The sequence below is a fragment of the Bacteroides finegoldii DSM 17565 genome (assembly GCF_000156195.1).
Lineage (GTDB): Bacteria > Bacteroidota > Bacteroidia > Bacteroidales > Bacteroidaceae > Bacteroides > Bacteroides finegoldii.
In genome coordinates, this window is the sequence record NZ_GG688326.1 from 140,747 (window position 1) to 158,878 (window position 18,132).

The 18,132-nt window shown below is 43.4% G+C and carries 12 protein-coding genes and 2 pseudogenes; 7 read left to right on the forward strand and 7 right to left on the reverse strand.

Features of this window, described 5'->3' with window-relative positions:
* Positions 1-17: 17 nt before the first annotated feature.
* The gene (nagA, locus tag BACFIN_RS06915) at positions 18-1,190 is read left to right on the forward strand and encodes an N-acetylglucosamine-6-phosphate deacetylase (protein WP_007755164.1); all 1,173 of its coding nucleotides are present in this window, start codon (positions 18-20) and stop codon (positions 1,188-1,190) included.
* A 115-nt stretch (positions 1,191-1,305) separates the two neighbouring features.
* Positions 1,306-3,315, forward strand: a complete 2,010-nt coding sequence (locus BACFIN_RS06910) for a glycoside hydrolase family 97 protein (RefSeq protein ID WP_007755168.1) — start codon at positions 1,306-1,308, stop codon at positions 3,313-3,315.
* A 127-nt stretch (positions 3,316-3,442) separates the two neighbouring features.
* Here BACFIN_RS06910 and BACFIN_RS06905 read toward each other — a convergent pair whose 3' ends face one another.
* From BACFIN_RS06905 to BACFIN_RS06885, 6 genes and pseudogenes are all read right to left on the reverse strand, one after another.
* The gene (locus BACFIN_RS06905) at positions 3,443-5,107 is read right to left on the reverse strand and encodes a long-chain fatty acid--CoA ligase (protein WP_007760871.1); all 1,665 of its coding nucleotides are present in this window, start codon (positions 5,105-5,107) and stop codon (positions 3,443-3,445) included.
* A 131-nt stretch (positions 5,108-5,238) separates the two neighbouring features.
* Positions 5,239-6,702 (reverse strand): potassium/proton antiporter, encoded by a 1,464-nt coding sequence (locus BACFIN_RS06900; protein ID WP_007755174.1) that lies wholly within the window; start codon positions 6,700-6,702, stop codon positions 5,239-5,241.
* 313 nt (positions 6,703-7,015) lie between these two features.
* Positions 7,016-7,285, reverse strand: a pseudogene (locus tag BACFIN_RS23355) (hypothetical protein); the annotation flags it as partial.
* A 21-nt stretch (positions 7,286-7,306) separates the two neighbouring features.
* Positions 7,307-8,111: pseudogene (locus tag BACFIN_RS20875) on the reverse strand (hypothetical protein).
* The gene (locus BACFIN_RS06890) at positions 8,092-8,907 is read right to left on the reverse strand and encodes a metallophosphoesterase family protein (protein ID WP_007755200.1); all 816 of its coding nucleotides are present in this window, start codon (positions 8,905-8,907) and stop codon (positions 8,092-8,094) included. Before BACFIN_RS06890 ends, BACFIN_RS20875 begins: the two are co-directional and overlap by 20 nt.
* Before the next feature lie 127 nt (positions 8,908-9,034).
* The gene (locus BACFIN_RS06885) at positions 9,035-10,393 is read right to left on the reverse strand and encodes an MATE family efflux transporter (protein ID WP_007755202.1); all 1,359 of its coding nucleotides are present in this window, start codon (positions 10,391-10,393) and stop codon (positions 9,035-9,037) included.
* Between the two features lie 172 nt (positions 10,394-10,565).
* On the opposite strand from BACFIN_RS06885, the gene BACFIN_RS06880 reads away from it, so the two are divergent.
* The 3 genes from BACFIN_RS06880 (at position 10,566) to BACFIN_RS06870 (ending at position 13,324) form a co-directional block, all read left to right on the forward strand.
* Positions 10,566-11,216 carry an HAD family hydrolase gene (locus BACFIN_RS06880; protein ID WP_007755205.1) on the forward strand — a complete coding sequence of 217 codons (651 nt, stop codon included), beginning with the start codon at positions 10,566-10,568 and terminating at the stop codon, positions 11,214-11,216.
* A gap of 123 nt (positions 11,217-11,339) precedes the next feature.
* The gene (gene panB / locus BACFIN_RS06875) at positions 11,340-12,161 is read left to right on the forward strand and encodes a 3-methyl-2-oxobutanoate hydroxymethyltransferase (RefSeq protein WP_007755208.1); all 822 of its coding nucleotides are present in this window, start codon (positions 11,340-11,342) and stop codon (positions 12,159-12,161) included.
* 8 nt (positions 12,162-12,169) lie between these two features.
* A complete protein-coding gene (locus BACFIN_RS06870; protein ID WP_007755213.1) occupies positions 12,170-13,324 on the forward strand; it encodes an MFS transporter in 1,155 nt (384 codons plus the stop codon).
* A 171-nt stretch (positions 13,325-13,495) separates the two neighbouring features.
* On the opposite strand, the gene BACFIN_RS06865 is transcribed toward BACFIN_RS06870, so the two are convergent.
* Entirely contained in the window at positions 13,496-15,712 is a 2,217-nt protein-coding gene (locus BACFIN_RS06865) for a RelA/SpoT family protein (protein ID WP_007755215.1), read from the reverse strand.
* Between the two features lie 106 nt (positions 15,713-15,818).
* Between BACFIN_RS06865 and BACFIN_RS06860 the strand changes: the two genes are divergently transcribed.
* Both BACFIN_RS06860 and BACFIN_RS06855 read left to right on the forward strand, forming a co-directional pair.
* On the forward strand, positions 15,819-17,336 hold the full coding sequence (locus BACFIN_RS06860; protein WP_007755218.1) for a DUF4301 family protein: 1,518 nt from the start codon (positions 15,819-15,821) through the stop codon (positions 17,334-17,336).
* 166 nt (positions 17,337-17,502) lie between these two features.
* Positions 17,503-18,126, forward strand: a complete 624-nt coding sequence (locus BACFIN_RS06855) for a chloramphenicol acetyltransferase (protein ID WP_007755219.1) — start codon at positions 17,503-17,505, stop codon at positions 18,124-18,126.
* Positions 18,127-18,132 lie beyond the last annotated feature (6 nt).

The window sequence follows — 18,132 nt, forward strand, 5'->3', positions numbered from 1 at the left end:
CTATAAATAAGAAGACTATGTTGACTCAGATAATTAACGGACGGATATTGACTCCGCAAGGATGGTTGAAAGACGGTTCCGTATTGATTTGTGATGGAAAAATATTAGAGGTGACCAACAGTGATTTGGCGGTTATCGGTGCAACGGTGATTGATGCTCGTGGGATGACAATCGTACCGGGATTCGTGAGTATGCATGCGCACGGAGGTGGTGGTCATGATTTTACGGAAACGACGGAGGAGGCTTTCCGTGCTGCTACTATGGCACACTTGAAACATGGAGCTACCGGTATGTTTCCTACTTTGTCGTCTACTTCCTTCGAAAGGCTTTATCAGGCGGTCGATGTATGCGAGAATCTGATGAAGGAGAAAGACTCTCCGATTCTCGGTCTGCATATCGAGGGGCCTTATCTGAACCCGAAGATGGCGGGAACACAATATGACGGATTTCTGAAAACACCGGATGAAAATGAATATATTCCTTTGCTGGAACATACGTCTTGCATCAGACGTTGGGATATCAGCCCGGAGTTGCCCGGTGCGCATGATTTTGCCAGATACACCCGTTCAAAGGGGATTATGACGGCGGTGACTCATACCGAAGCCGAATATGATGAGATAAAGGCTGCATATGCAGTGGGATTCTCTCATGCCGCTCATTTCTATAATGCTATGCCGGGTTTTCATAAACGTCGTGAATATAAGTACGAAGGTACGGTAGAAAGTGTATATCTGACAGAAGGAATGACGGTGGAAGTCATTGCGGACGGCATACACTTGCCGGCTACTATCTTGAAATTAGTTTATAAATTGAAAGGGGTAGAAAATACTTGCCTTGTCACGGATGCTCTGGCTTATGCTGCTTGTGACGGTACTGTGCCTATTGATCCACGCTACATAATAGAGGATGGAGTGTGTAAGATGGCAGACCATTCAGCACTGGCCGGTAGCTTGGCTACGATGGATATCTTGGTGCGTACTATGGTGAAGAAAGCGAACATACCTTTGGAAGATGCCGTGCGCATGGCTTCCGAGACTCCTGCCCGTTTGATCGGAGTGGATGACCGGAAAGGGACGTTGGCAAAGGGTAAGGATGCTGATATTGTGATTCTTGATAAGGAACTGAATGTGCGATGTGTGTGGTCGATGGGAAAGATTGTTCCAGGAACTGATATTCTGTTGCATAAATAAGAATAGAAATCATACCGAAGAAAGAGATTCTCCTTATTAGAAAGAAATTCACCTTGATTATATAAGTGTTTTTCTCTTCTGAATTGTACTATATATAAATAACAGATATAGTGCTATGAAAATAAATTATGCAATCGGAGCTTTTCTGTGTATGCTGGTATGTTATGCGTGTAGCAGTCCGAAAACAGAAGTCAAATCACCGGACGGCCATATTAAGATGTCTTTCACGCTGGATGAGAACGGTACTCCGTTTTATAATGTCTCGGTAGGCGATTCACTATTGATTGAGAACTCTGCAATGGGGTTTACAGAAGGGAATGGAGTTGCTTTAGGAGAAGGCTTTCAGATAAAGAGTACGACTTTCGATCATAAGGATGAGATTTGGACACAGGCTTGGGGAGAGAATAAAAAGAACAGGGATCATTATAATGAGATGGCGGTGAGCCTGACCAATAAAGATCAGGTGGAGTTGACACTTCGTTTCCGTGTGTTTGATGATGGAGTAGGGTTCCGTTATGAGTACAGTGTTCCCGCAGTGGATTCGTTGATGATAACCGATGAACTGACAACTTTTCGTTTTCGTCAGGACGGAACTTCATGGTCAATTCCCGCCAGTGCGGAGACTTATGAATTACTATATAAGCAACAGCCTATTTCCGAAGTGGAAACTGCCAATACTCCTTTCACATTCAAAACGGCGGACGGTATTTATGGCAGTATTCATGAAGCGGCTTTGTATGATTTCTCCGAAATGACTTTGAAGCAGACCGGAAGATATACATTGAAAGCTGAGCTAACTCCTTGGCCGGATGGTATCAAAGTGCGTAAAGGCAATCATTTTACTACTTCCTGGCGTACCATCCAGATTGCTCCGGAAGCTGTCGGGCTGATTAATTCTTCCTTGATTTTGAATCTGAACGAACCTTGTGTACTGGAAACTACCGATTGGATTCGTCCCTTGAAATATGTCGGAGTGTGGTGGGGAATGCATTTGGGTGTGGAGACTTGGAAGATGGACGAACGTCATGGAGCCACTACCGCCAATGCCAAGAAGTATATTGATTTCGCTGCCGCCAATGATATAGAGGGTGTTTTGTTTGAGGGATGGAACGAAGGATGGGAAAGCTGGGGTGGTATGCAGAATTTTGACTTTACGAAACCGTATGCTGATTTTGACATTGACGAGATTGTGCATTATGCCAAAGAGAAAGGTGTTGAAATCATCGGACATCATGAGACTGGAGGCAATATCCCCAACTATGAACGTCAGATGGATCATGCCATGCAATGGTACACAGAACATGGTATTCATATCCTGAAAACCGGTTATGCGGGTGCTTTCCCGAATGGACTTTCGCACCATGGACAGTATGGGGTTAATCATTATCAGAAAGTGGTGGAGGCAGCTGCCCGTCACAAAATGACAGTGGATGCACACGAGCCGATTAAAGATACCGGTATTCGCCGTACATGGCCTAACATGATGACTCGTGAAGGTGCAAGAGGTATGGAATGGAATGCATGGAGCGAAGGTAATCCTCCTTCCCATCATGTGATGTTGCCGTTTACCCGCCTGTTATCCGGTCCGATGGATTACACTCCTGGAACTTTTGATATTTTGTTTTTACAGACAAAGGATTCTCCCCGTCGCCGGAAATGGAACGATCAGGATAAAGGAAACAGCCGTGTGAACACGACATTGGCGAAACAGCTTGCTAACTGGGTGATTTTGTATTCCCCTTTGCAAATGGCTTCCGATATGATTGAACATTATGAGGGACATCCGGCTTTCCAGTTCTTCCGCGATTTCGATCCGGATTGCGACGAATCGAAAGCATTGGCAGGAGAACCGGGTGAATTTGTAGCCATCGTGCGTAAAGCAAAAGGTAACTATTTCTTGGGAGCGGCAACGAACGAGAAACCCCGTACACTGGAAATAAAACTGGATTTCCTGGAACCGGGCAAACAGTATAAAGCTGTCATCTATGCGGATGGAGAGAATGCGGATTGGAAATCAAATCCTACGGATTACCGGATAACGGAACAAACGGTTACTTCTGAAAATACGTTGAACATACGAATGGCTGCCGGAGGCGGACAGGCTATTTCATTTATCGCACTTTAATAAAGTTTGTTAGAGGTTAGAAAAAAACGGTGGACAGTGTTGAGGCTGTCCACCGTTTTTATTTGCGAGAATACTTATCTTATTATTTGTTATAAGTATGTACTCTTAATTAGTCAAAGGTTCTTGATTACCCTTTTGCTTCCTGATACATAAAGCGTTTGATTGACTTTTTCGCAGTCTTTTCAAATTCTTCAAAATGGATTTTAATCTTGCTTATTTGGGAATAGTTAGGAAGCTGTTGATTCAATTCAATACGGTTTTGCTCCATTACTTTCTGAATATCCGTCTGCTGCAATCCATGAGCGAAAGCATCGTCGAAATCCGGGTAGATCAAGGCTACCAACTTATCATGTTGCAGGACGATCAGTGATTCGGCAACATACGGCATGTTGTTCAGCTTGCTTTCAATTTCTTCGGGATAGATATTCTGTCCGCTGGAGGTGAGAAGCAGGTTTTTGCTACGTCCGCGAACGGTTACATTCCCTTCTTCGTCTATAGTGCCGAGATCACCTGTATGCAACCAGCCATTTACGTCAATGATTTGCGCAGTAGCTTCTTGATTTTTATAATAGCCCAACATAAGATTGGCTCCTTTACAGATGATTTCTCCTGCATGAGTCTTAGGGTCCGGGGAATCGATTTTTACTTCCATTCGCGTCGTCGCTTTCCCGCACGAAGCAAGTTTCAGGTTTTCCCAGCGGCTGGAGCAAATGATCGGACCACATTCTGTCATACCGTAAGCGATGGTGTAGGGGAAACCTATTTTCTTGAGGAAGGCTTCTACTTCAGCATTGAAAGGAGCGCCGCCGATGATGATTTCATCAAAATTACCGCCGAATATCTCCATAGCAGCTTGTCGTGCCAACGATTTGATCTTATCGTTTACGATGGGTACTTTAAGCAGTAGTTTACCGATTTTGCTGTCTACTTTGGGAAGAATATCCTTTTTTATAATCTTTTCTACAATCAATGGTACGCAGGAGATGACTCTGGGTTTTATCTCCGAAAACGATTGGGAGATAATCTTAGGAGACGGCATACGTGTCAGGAAATAGATGTGTGCGCCTGCCGAGAATCCGTATAGGAAGTCGTATACCATTCCAAATACATGTCCCATAGGAAGCATGGAAACGATATGATCTCCCGGTTTAACGGGAAGCATTTCAAAACAGTAGGCAACATTTGACCAGATACTGCGATAGGGGAGCATTACTCCTTTAGAATACCCTGTAGTGCCGGATGTATAATTGATGATTGCCAGTTCTTCCGGTCTGTCTTTTCGGTAACAGATATGTTCAGGACGGAAGTTCTTTGGATAACGTTGTCCATAAATGGCATTCCGGTGTTCGAAAGCGTATGTGAGCTTTTCGTTGCGCGACACTAAAGAGGAGAAATCTGCCAATGATGCAATACCTTCTAATAAAGGCATTGCATCCTCATTCAGGTTCTCCCAAGCTTGATCGCCTACAAAAAGTAGTTTGGCTTCAGAATGGTTGACGATATTATGAATATTGTCTGCTTTGAATTCATGCAAAATAGGAACAATTACAGCTCCATAAGTGATGGTGGCCAAGAAAGTAACTGCCCAATGAGCACTGTTACGTCCGCAAACCGCTATTTTATCTCCCGGCTGGATTCCGGCACTTTCCAAAACAATGTGAAATTTAGCAATTTTACGTGCTACATCCTTATATTGGAGGGTAATTCCTTTATAGTCGGTCAGGGCATCTCTGTCCCAGTTTTTGATGATACTTTGCTCAATATAATCAATGAACTGATGTTCTTGTTCCATTTTGTTTTTGCACATTTAGTTTAAAACTGCGCAAAATTAATATATCATTAACGTAAACCGAATTTTAAAATCAAGTTTTACGGTTAATTAACGAAGGAATTCTGATATAATTTTACATTTCTTTTCAAATGTTATTCAGAATCAGACTCTTCTTTGGATTTCTCGGAAATAAGCAGCAACTTATCTCCTTCGTGCAATTTCAATGTTCCGTTAGGGATCAGGAATTCATCTTTGCGTTTCACAATCATGACTAGTGTACCTTTTGGCAGGTTCATATCTTTCAATGTATCTGCCTCTTCCAGCATTTCGCGGGTGACAGTCATATCACTGAGATCAGAGTCAATCTCCTCAGGCAGTTCCACCCCGAAATCGTTTCCTGTCTTTGCCAAAGGTTCGGAGAGGTGTAATATGCGGGCTACAAAGGAAATTGTGGTTCCTTGTACGACCAATGAAACGATGGTAATGAAGAATACGATATTGAATATAATATTCGAACCCTCTACTCCTGCCACTACCGGATAAGTAGCAAAGATGATAGGAACTGCGCCGCGTAATCCTACCCAAGATACAAAAACGCGTGACTTCATTGTGATTTTCCGGAATGGGAGCAGGCAGAGGAATACGCTTAACGGGCGACCGATAAGAATCATGAATATACCGATCAGCAGAGAGACAGCGGCTACTTCTAGCATTTCGTGAGGATTGACTAGCAATCCCAGGCAGAGGAACATAATGATCTGGAACAGCCAGGTAAGCCCGTCCATGAACGTATAAATCTCCTTACGGTGCATAATTTTATTATTACCTACCATCATACCGGCGATGTATACAGCCAGATATCCATTACCTTTCATTAAATCGGTGATGGAGAAAGTGAAGAAAACGAATGCCAATAGCAGGATAGGATATAATGCCTGGTTATCGATATTAAGCTTGTTCAGCATTCGGATAGCCAGTTTCCCGAGTATATATCCTGCAGCAGCACCTACGATAAACTGAATGATAAAAGAAGCGGCAATAGCGCCGACTCCCATACCCGCTGATTGGATAAACTGTATCAGAACAATGGTAAGCATATAAGCCATCGGGTCATTACTTCCACTTTCCAACTCCAGCATAGGACGTAGGTTGTGCTTCAGATTCATCTTTTGCGAACGGAGAATAGCGAAGACCGAAGCCGAATCTGTGGAAGACATGGTAGAGGCCAACAATAGGGAAGTGGTGATAGGCAAATAAATGTTCGTCCAACTCATACCGGATAGCCACCAAATGAAGAGCCCCGTAAAAAGAGCTGTGAGCAATACTCCGACAGTGGATAAGACGATACCCGGTCCTAAAATAGGTTTGATTTCTTTGAATTTCGTGTCCATACCTCCTGAGAAAAGGATGATACTCAAGGCAACCATACCGATAAATTGGGCTTCTTTGGCATTATGGAATTGGAGACCGAGTCCGTCACTTCCGAATGCCATTCCTACAACGAGGAACAGTAACAAAGTAGGTACGCCGAAACGGTATCCGGTTTTTCCAACAACAATGCTGACGAAAAGTAAGATAGAACCAATAAGTAAGGTGTTTTCTGCTGTAAATATCATATGCTATATATTATAAAGTTATAAGAATGCCGCATTATTTTTCACTGTGCGAAGTTACATATATTTAGCAACAAATGAAATACCTGTTTTGATGTATTTTTGTCAAAAATGGTAGTTAAATTGTCTAAAAAAGTCAATCTGATACTCGGAAATAGCTAATTGTGAGAATATGAAAACAGGCTCGAATGATGCGATCTGCATGATTCGAGCCTGATTGATGAATATTTAGGATAAAATACTTATGACAAGAACTTCATATTGTATCGGTATTTTGCACAGCCAGCGGTCAATATAACCGTGTCGTTCGGCAGTTTTCGGGGTTACCGTAGCTGCTAGTATTGGCTTTATCCAGTTGTGCCATAGCGGATATTCCATGTTTGCCTGTTTCCAAAGTCAATTGAACTAATTCTTCTACTGTGATGTCGTTGCGGGTTAATTCGGCTAATGCGTGTTGCATAAAAGCGAAGATTTCCCCTTTCTTATATGAACGGGCGTGAAAATTAACTTCTTCCAGGTTGGCAGAGAGCTTTTCCGGAGTAATTCCCCGAAATAGCAGATTGTTGGTGAGGGTATGTATCATCATTATAAGTCATTGTAATTTGGTTTATAACCATTGGAACTTTAGTCCGAAAGACAAGCTGAGATAATCGCGAGGACGCAGATAGCTGTTAGTAGCAGCACTGACCACATAAAGATCACAAGTACTGATCTCATAGAAAAATGTTACAGACTTGGCTAGAAACCTGCGTTGCGGGTCAATATCGTAAGTCAGGCGTTGTCCCATGAAAATGTGAAAACGTACTTTGCTTGAAAAACCATAATAACCTTTTGGATAGCGGTCCGGTTCATTTACCCAGAACTGATCCCCAAATACGGTATTCATGTATAGGCCACAAGTAAGGGGTTCTGTAGAGAATCCTTTTCCTATATTAATACTCCACGGCATGTAGTTTTGTTTAAGAGTCATGGTTATTTTAGCCTTTTTTGAAGAATACTTCGGGATAAATCCAAGCAATAAATCAGTCTCCCATTGATTATGTTTTCCGTAATCCCACTCCCGTACCAAAAGAAAGTAATCCCATGTTGCCGGCAAACTGTATCTTAGAGTGGGTAGGAATGATTCGTTCCCAATTTCTGCGGAAACGGTGAACCCGTTTATCGTAACGGGTATGTTTAACTTTTTTCGATGCAGCGGGCAATACGGAGTCTGCTTTAATAATCGTAAATAAAGAATCTCCGGTTTGGAAGGCGATAATTGAGTCAGCCTTGATGATGAAGCGCAGTGAATCGGCTTTATACGTGTTGATAATTGTATCTGTTCTGTAAGTAGCCGAGACTGGACCGGAGATAGAGAGAAGTATTGATAATACTCCCGTCCATAAAATATATTTAGTATTCAACCAATTCATAATCAGGATTTTCAGAGGTGCTTTCCGGAGCTATAGTGAATACCAGATAAGTACGGTAATCCATACAATCACTGGTTATATAATGTATTCCATCATCAAAGAGTATGTCATCCCGAAAATGATGGGTATGTGCAGCCGTGCAAAACTGTAGGCCCTTATACTGAGTGACATAGTGCTGAAAAACCTTTGCCACATTATCATTGAATACGCCTGTAAATGGGCGTGCGTGCATACATACTACGCTTTTTTCAAATTCATCACTTCTGTTTGTTATCTCTTCTTCCATAAAGGTGAAGTTTGGAATGGGCTCGGAGTAGTCATACTCTAAAGCGTTTGTATTGAGACAGACGAACTTCACGTTGCCTGCTATAAAAGAGAAGTTGGTAGGACCGAACACTGTTTTATAAGTTTCTTCTCCTGTTCCCAGACAATCATGATTTCCGATAAGGGCTACATAAGGTACTTTTAACCCGTTCATGATATCCCGTTGCCAGAGAAACTCTTTGGTCACTCCAAAATCACTCATATCTCCTCCATGAATTACAAAGTCAATATCATCCCGTTTATTGATCTCTTTTACGAAGTCTTCCGTTGCGTCATACCAGCGTTGTGAATCTCCCATTACAGCAAAACAGATTTTAGTTTTGCCTTTGCAATTTGCTTCTATCTTTTCCATATTATGTGCATTGACATTTGTCTCACCACTGATGTGGACATCGTACGGATGGTAATCTATCATACCGCATCCTGCGAGAAACAGGCACAATAAAAGCCAATATAAATTCTTTCTCAACATAGTTTAATCGTTTGTAGTTTTGAAAACTTTATGCAAATATAGAGTTTACAATCGGATGGGCAATTGATAAATCCCTAATTAGGACTGATTGAACAATAAAAATGAGAAAATGAACAGTAACTATTCTTTATTCAGCTATCGGCTGTTGTTTCGATACTTTTTTAATATATATCATCAAGCTGATTACTGCTGTGATAAAGGCTAATGCATCCGACACCGGCATACTGATCCAAATACCTTTCAATCCCCACCAATTCGGGAAAAGCAACAGGCAGGGCAGAAGATAAAGCAACTGTCGCGTCAGGGACAAGAAAATGCTTATTTTCGCTTTTCCGATACTTTGGAAGAAGTTACCGATAACAATCTGTGCTCCTACGAATGGGAACATAAGTACTGCCAAGCGAAGCCCTTCTACTGCCAGATCAATCAATTCGTCACTGTCTGTGAAGAGAGCTGATACGGCATGAGGGAATAGTTCGCAAATCAGAAATCCGCTACTAGTGATAACCACTCCTGAAAGAATTCCCAGTCGTAAAGTCTGTTTGACGCGATTAAGTTTCTGTGCTCCGAAGTTATAGCCGACAATCGGCTGCATTCCCATCGTCAATCCTAATACAATCATTACGTAAAGAGTCAGCAGCCGGTTGATGATACCATACGCGCCGATAGCCATATCTCCTCCGTGTTCCTGTAGACTATTATTGATAATAATGACAATAATGCAAGCGCAAACATTCATTAGGAAGGGTGACATGCCGATAGCGAAAATGCTCTCTACGATTCTCCCTTTCATCTTCCAGATTGTTCCTTCGAAGTGCACTGTACTCTCTTTCTGCATGAAGTGACTTACCACCCATATCATGCCGATGAGCTGTGAAATAACCGTTGCCGTAGCAGCTCCCCGCATTCCCCATTCAAAGTGGAAGATAAAGATAGGAGCGAGGATGATATTGGTAACTACCGTCACCATCGATGTAAGCATTGCTTTCTTCGGATACCCGGTAGCGCGCATCACATTGTTCAATCCTATCATTGTATAAGTAATAGGAGTTCCCAACAAGATTACCTGCATGAAACTGCGTGCGTATGGAAGTGTGTCGTGACTGGCACCGAAAAACAGCAGGATATCATCGAGAAAGATAAAGGACAATATTCCGAAGAAGACAGAATTGGTGATACAAAGCATAAGCGTGTGTGACAGAATTTCCGTAGCACCTTTCAGATCCTTTTGTCCCAATCGGATAGAGGCAAGGGTTGATCCGCCTGCCGATACCAATGTACAGAAAGCGACTACGAGATTCATCAGAGGAAAACTGATAGCCAGTCCTGCAATGGCCATTGCCCCCACACCATGTCCGATGAAGATACTGTCAATAATGTTGTAGATAGAAGTAATTGTCATTCCGATAATGGCAGGAATGGAATATTGTAGCAGTAACTTGCCGATGCTTTCCTTTCCTAAGATATGTGGGTCGTTCTTGCTCATACGTTGGTCGATTCGTTGGATAAATAAAAGTCGATTTGTTGGATAAAAACGTCCGTTACGTTTTTTTTAGCATTGCAAAGGTACAAATTATTTGTCTGATTCGATGATTATTCGGAACTTTGCAGGCATAGATACACAAGGTTTAACGTTTTAGGTAAAAAGAAAGTTTCATATGAATACAACGAAAACAATTGCAGCGTTGTTCGACTTCGACGGTGTTATTATGGATACGGAAACACAGTACACCGTCTTTTGGGACGAGCAGGGACGTAAATATCTGAATGAGGAAGATTTCGGACGCCGTATCAAAGGGCAGACGCTGACGCAAATCTACGAGAAATACTTTTCAGCTCTTCCGGAAGCCCGGCAGAAAATCACGGCAGACCTCAATGTTTTTGAGAAACAGATGTCCTATGAATATATTCCCGGAGTAGAAGCTTTTATCGCCGAACTCCGCCGTCATGGTGTGAAGATAGCCGTAGTAACCAGCTCTAATGAAGAGAAGATGCAGAACGTCTACAATGCTCATCCCGAGTTTCCGGCAATGGTAGACCGTATTCTTACCGGAGAGATGTTTGCCCGTTCCAAACCTGCTCCCGATTGTTTCCTTCTAGGGATGGAAGTATTTGGAGCTACTCCAGAAAGCACATACGTCTTTGAAGATTCTTTTCATGGTCTGCAGGCGGGAATGACTTCCGGTGCAACCGTGATCGGTCTCGCTACAACCAATTCCCGCGAAGCCATTACCGGAAAAGCACATTATATAATGGATGACTTTACCGGAATGAGTTATGAAAAATTGCTGTCTCTGACAAGGGATTGAGAGGATTTTTTGCATTTCCTTCTCTGTTATGAATTAAATGTTATAACTTTGCCCTCGATTTTCGGGTAGCGCCAATGCTGCCTCGATTTTAATTTTTAATTTATAATTTTTAATTAGAAAGAAATGGCTGGTTATATATCAGATGACACAAGAAAGGTGACGACACATCGCTTGGTTGAAATGAAACAGAGAGGCGAAAAGATTTCAATGCTTACTTCCTACGATTACACGATGGCGCAGATTGTGGACGGTGCGGGGATAGACGTAATCCTTGTAGGCGATTCCGCTTCCAATGTAATGGCAGGTAACGTGACTACATTGCCTATCACGCTTGACCAGATGATCTATCATGCAAAATCTGTGGTGCGTGGTGTAAAACGTGCTATGGTGGTGGTGGATATGCCTTTCGGTTCCTATCAAGGCAATGAGATGGAAGGTCTTGCTTCCGCTATCCGCATCATGAAAGAAAGTCATGCTGACGCTTTGAAGATGGAAGGCGGAGAAGAAATCATCGATACGGTGAGACGCATTGTCGGTGCAGGTATTCCGGTGATGGGACATTTGGGATTAATGCCGCAGTCTATCAACAAATACGGAACCTATACCGTGCGCGCCAAAGATGATGCCGAAGCGGAGAAATTGATTCGTGACGCTCATTTGCTGGAAGAAGCAGGTTGTTTCGCTATTGTTCTTGAAAAGATTCCCGCAACCCTTGCAGAACGTGTAGCCGGTGAGTTGACTATACCTATTATTGGTATCGGTGCCGGTGGACATGTAGATGGCCAGGTGTTGGTGATTCAGGATATGTTGGGCATGAATAATGGTTTCCGTCCCCGTTTCTTGCGTCGTTATGCCGATTTGTACACAGTGATGACCGATGCTATCAGTCGTTATGTGTCCGACGTTAAGAACTGCTACTTCCCCAACGAGAAGGAACAATATTAAAGCAATATATGGCAGTTACATTGTGGACAGCACATTTTATACGGATATGTATAGCTAATTTGCTGTTGTTTGTGTCCTTGTATGTGTTATTTCCGGTACTCTCCGTTGAGATGGCAGACCGTCTCGGAGTGCCGGTGGCACAGACAGGAGTAATCTTTCTTTTTTTTACATTGGGAATGTTCCTGATCGGTCCTTTCCATGCCTATTTGGTGGACGCTTACAAACGGAAGCACGTATGTATATATGCTTTCGCTCTTATGGTGGCAGCGACGGTAGGCTATGCGTTTGTGACGAACCTTACGGAACTTATCCTGCTAAGCACTGTACAAGGATTGGCGTTCGGTGTAGCCACTACTGCGAGTATCACGTTGGCTATCGACATCACCAACTCTACGCTCCGTAGCGCAGGGAATGTCAGTTTTTCGTGGGTAGCCCGTTTGGGAATGATTCTAGGTATCGTTCTCGGAGTTTGGCTTTATCAGAGTTATCCAATCCGGAATTTGCTGTATGTATCCGTTATTGCCGGAGTGTTAGGGATTCTTGTCGTATCGGGAATATATGTACCTTTCCGTGCACCGATTGTCACTAGACTTTATTCTTTTGACCGTTTTCTACTGTTGCGTAGTTGGATTCCGGCTATTAATATGATTCTGATTACGTTTGTTCCGGGATTGCTGATGCCTCTTGTACATCCTTTCCTGAATGATTCCATATTGGGAAACACAGGTGTTTCAGTGCCTTTCTTTGTAGGAGTGGGGGGCGGTTACTTGGTATCTCTCTTGCTTGCTCGTCTCTTTTTCTTGAAAGAAAAAACATTGAGACTGGTAATTATGGGGCTTGGACTAGAGATTCTTGCCATATCATTGTTGAATAGTACTCCGATAGGCGTTTCTTCCATGCTCCTGGGACTTGGATTAGGTTTTGTCATGCCGGAGTTCCTGATTATGTTCGTGAAGCTATCCCATCATTGTCAACGGGGAACTGCAAATACCACTCATTTATTGGCTAGTGAAATGGGGATTTCTTTAGGTATCGCAGCTGCCTGCTGTATGGAGTTGGATACAGACAAAATGCTTCATATCGGTCAGATAGCAGCTTCGATAGCTTTGATATTCTTTGTTTTGGTGACTTATCCTTATTATAAAAGGAAGAAAGTGCGATAGAATTCTTCACCACAGATTAACACAGATTTTCACAAATTAAAGAAAGAAAAGGCAAAATGCAGGATTGTGAAATTAATGCAATTTATTTTGAACTCAGTCCCTTCGGAGCGGCTATACTGTATCTTGTCTTTTTAATCTGTGAGAATCTGTGTTAATCTGTGGTGAAAAAAATTAGTTCCGGCTCACTTGTTTCACTCCTTTTATGGTTCTTAGCTTTTTGATTAGCGCTTCCAGGCGACCTGTATCTCTAACCATGACCGTTAGTGTACCGGAGAACAGTCCATCGTTTGAATCGATTCCTATGGAGCGTAGTGTGATTCCATTTTCCTTAGATATGATAGAAGTAATATTCGTCACAATGCCGATATCATCGTGCCCTACAACGCGCAGCGTAATGGGATACTGTGTCCCTTCCGATTTGCCTGCCCAACGGGCTTTCACAATTCGATAACCAAAACGTTCACGCATCTGATTGGCGTTCGGGCAGTCTGCCCGGTGAATCTTTATCCCGCCGCTTACCGTTACGAAACCGAATACATCATCGCCATAGATAGGGTTACAACATTTCGCCAATTTGAATTCTAATCCTTTTAGATTCTGGTCGATTACGAGCACATCCTCTTTGGAGGTAGTCTCTTCCTGTACCGCTTGCAGGTTGTACCCTTCAGCACTGCGGTAGACTATTTCGTCGCGCGTGTCGTTGTCCCGTTTCTGCTGCTCCACATATTTGTCCAGAATCTCGTTTACATCCAGCGCACCATCAGCGATCTTTTGATAGAACTCCGTCACGTTTTTAAAGCCCAAACGCTTGATGAGGCGCATCATGGTCGCTTCATCATATTCCAGTTTGCGGTTTTTGAATTTTCGTTCAAGTGTTTCCTTTGCAAAGTCATGTTGGCGTGCCACCATTTCTTTGAGCGCCTGCCGTATCTTCGTGCGGGCTTTGGAGGTAGTTACGATGTTCAGCCAGTCCTGTTTCGGAGTTTGGGTATTTGAAGTCATGATTTCCACCTGGTCGCCACTGTTCAACTTCTGCTTCAGTTGGACATTTTTGCCGTTTACTTTAGCGCCGATACATTTGCATCCCAGTTTGCTATGGATATGAAAGGCAAAGTCGAGTACCGTAGCCCCTTTTGCCAACTTGAACAAATCCCCTTTAGGAGTGAACACGAAAACCTCGTCTTCGTAAAGATCCATCTTGAACTGATCCATCATCTTCATTGAGTCGTTGTCTGCATTCTCCAACGCCTCCCGTACCGAAGTCAGCCATTCGTCCAGGCCCGTTTCTCCTTTGATACCTTTATATCTCCAGTGCGCGGCCAGTCCCCGTTCGGCAATCTCATCCATGCGGCGGGTACGTATCTGCACTTCCACCCATTTCCCTTCCGGTCCCATTACGGTGATATGCAATGACTCGTAACCGTTGCTTTTCGGAATCGACAGCCAGTCGCGCAGACGCTTCGGGTTAGGCTGATACATATCCGTCACGATAGAATATACCTGCCAGCATTCCTGCTTTTCTTTTGCCGGGTCAGGTTCCGAATCCAGGATAATGCGGATAGCGAACAGATCATAAATACCCTCAAACGGGGTTTTCTGCTTCTGTATCTTGTTCCATATCGAATGAATGGATTTGGTACGTCCCTTGATGTCGAACTTCAAGCCCGCTTCCGTCACTTTCTTCTTGATTGGTTCGATAAAGGCAGCGATATACTTGTCGCGTGACGCCTTCGTCTCGTTCAACTTATCCTTTATAAAATAATAAGTATCCCGTTGTGTGTATTTCAGCGATAAGTCTTCTAATTCCGATTTCAGCTTATAGAGCCCTAGCTTATGTGCCAACGGAGCATACAAATAAGCAGCCTCGTTGGCTACCTTTATCCGGTCTTCCTCGTTTCCCGTATCCTTGATTTGGCGCATTACATTCACACGGTCGGCTATCATAATCAGGATCACACGCATATCTTCGGCAAAGGAGAGCAGAAGGTTACGGAAATTCTCCGACTCTATTGCCGGGCTCTTCGCATACAACTCGTTCGTTTTCACCAATCCCTTGATGATACTTGCCACATCCTCTCCGTATTCCACGCTTACCTCGTCGATAGACAGAATATGCGTTTTTACAATTTCGTGCAGCATGATACCGATAAGGCACGAACCTTTCATTCCGATTTCTTCGGCTACGATGACTGCCGTTTGCAGATCTTTGATAACGGGATTCATCCCGAAGTTATTGCGTTGCAGCCCGTTATATTGGGCAGCTTTGATAAGATGATTCTTTAATTTTTGGCAATCCTTCCAGGAAATACTGTCTCCGGCAGATTGCATCAAGTGCCGATAGAGTGAAAAAAGCTCCTTTTTTTCCTCTGATGTAAAAAAGTCGTTCATATTCAATCTTGTTAATTCGATGTAAAATTACTTTTTTTATTGGTTATTCGGCAAGAAGTAAATAACATTTTGTATTTTTGGGCATCAATTAATAAAATTAGATATTATGATAACGACACAGGACAAAGAGTTGCTTGCCAAGAAAGGCATTACGGAAGCGCAAATAGCAGAGCAACTGGCTTGCTTCCAGACAGGTTTCCCTTATCTGAAACTGGATGCGGCTGCTTCCATTGAAAGAGGTATATTGGCTCCCAATGCAGAAGAACAGAAAGCTTATCTGGTAGCGTGGGACGCATATACAAACACGGATAAGACAATTGTGAAGTTCGTACCGGCTTCGGGTGCTGCAAGTCGTATGTTCAAGAACCTATTCGAGTTCCTTTCTGCTGATTATGACAAACCGACAACCAAGTTTGAACAAGCATTCTTTGCCGGTATCAAGGATTTTGCTTTTTATGACGATCTCGATGCAGCTTGCCGACGCATTACCGGGAAGAATATCGCCGGGTTGATGGAAGAAGGCAATTATAAAGCTGTGGTATCCGCATTGCTCGAAACTGCCGGCTTGAATTATGGTGCACTGCCGAAAGGTCTGCTCAAATTCCATAAATATCCCGAAGGCGCACGCACTCCATTAGAGGAACATTTGGCTGAAGGCGCCATGTATGCAGCCGGAAAGAGTGGCAAAGTGAACGTACATTTTACCGTGTCTGCCGAACACCGCGAACTTTTCAAGAAACTGGTGGAAGAGAAAGCCGGTGAGTTTGCCAAACGTTATGGAGTGGATTATAATATCACCTTCTCCGAACAGAAGCCGAGTACCGATACGATTGCCGCTGATATGGACAACCAGCCGTTCCGTGATAACGGCAAACTCTTGTTCCGTCCGGGTGGTCATGGAGCATTGATCGAGAATCTGAACGATCTCGATGCGGATGTTATCTTCATCAAGAACATCGACAATGTAGTTCCCGATAAACTGAAAGCGGACACCGTTACTTATAAAAAACTGATTGCCGGTGTACTCGTTACCTTACAGAAACAGGCATTCGAATATCTCGAACTGCTCGACAGCGGAAAATATACGCACGAACAGATGATGGAAATGCTGCAATTCTTGCAAAAGAAACTTTTTTGCAAGAATCCGGAAACGAAAGATCTCGAAGATTCAGTGCTTGCTATTTACTTGAAGAACAAATTGAACCGTCCAATGCGCGTTTGCGGAATGGTGAAGAATGTGGGTGAACCGGGTGGCGGTCCGTTCCTGGCATACAACAGTGACGGAACGATCTCTCTTCAAATTCTTGAGAGCTCGCAGATCGACATGAACGATCCGCAGAAAAAGGAAATGTTCGAGAAGGGTACGCACTTCAATCCGGTGGACTTGGTATGTGCCGTACGTGATTATAAAGGTCATAAGTTCGATTTGGTGAAATACGTAGACAAGGCGACCGGCTTTATCTCTTACAAGTCGAAAAACGGCAAGGAGCTGAAAGCTCTTGAACTTCCCGGTTTGTGGAATGGTGCGATGAGTGATTGGAACACTGTTTTTGTAGAAGTGCCGCTTTCCACTTTCAACCCGGTAAAAACAGTGAACGACCTGTTGCGTGAGCAACATCAGTAATTTATTCACATAGAGGACACAAAGGACACTGAGTTTTTTCGGTAAGGTAAGACCGGAAGCAATGGAATCAATTGCATTAATCCGGTGAAAAAGTTCTATAAAATTTCTATAAAATCTCAGTGTCCTCTGTGCCCTCTGTGGTGAAACTTAAAAAAGAGTGTTTAGAATGAATCAAATAGAGAAGATCATCGATATTGCTACTTGGAACAGAAGAGAACATTACGAACATTTCAGTGCTTTTGACGATCCGTTTTTCGGAGTGACCGTTCAGGTAGACTGTACGCGCACGTATCAGGAAGCCAAAGCCAAAGGTATATCCTTTTCCCTGTTAGTCCTCCACCGGATAACGACTGCCGCTGCTGCGGTAGAAGAATTCCGTTACCGCATCGAAGGCGATAAAGTGGTGTGCTATGACAGCCTTCTGCCCGAAGCCACTGTAAGTCGTGCCGACCATACTTTTTCTTTTGCCGCCTTTGAATACGATCCGGACGAACTCGTCTTTATCCGCCGGGCAAAAGCAGAGATGGAACGTTTGCAAGCCACTACGGGACTCAACAAGGGAGGTACTTTCCATCCCAATGCCATACATTATTCGGCAGTGCCGTGGCTCTCATTTACCGACATGAAGCACCCCACTAATATGCGCTCGGGCGACAGTGTCCCCAAAATCTCCACCGGAAAGTATTTCCGCAACGGAGAAAGACTGATGATGCCCGTTTCCGTAACTTGCCATCATGGATTGATGGACGGCTATCATGTGGCACAGTTTATTGAGAAGCTCCATTTGTAACTTCCG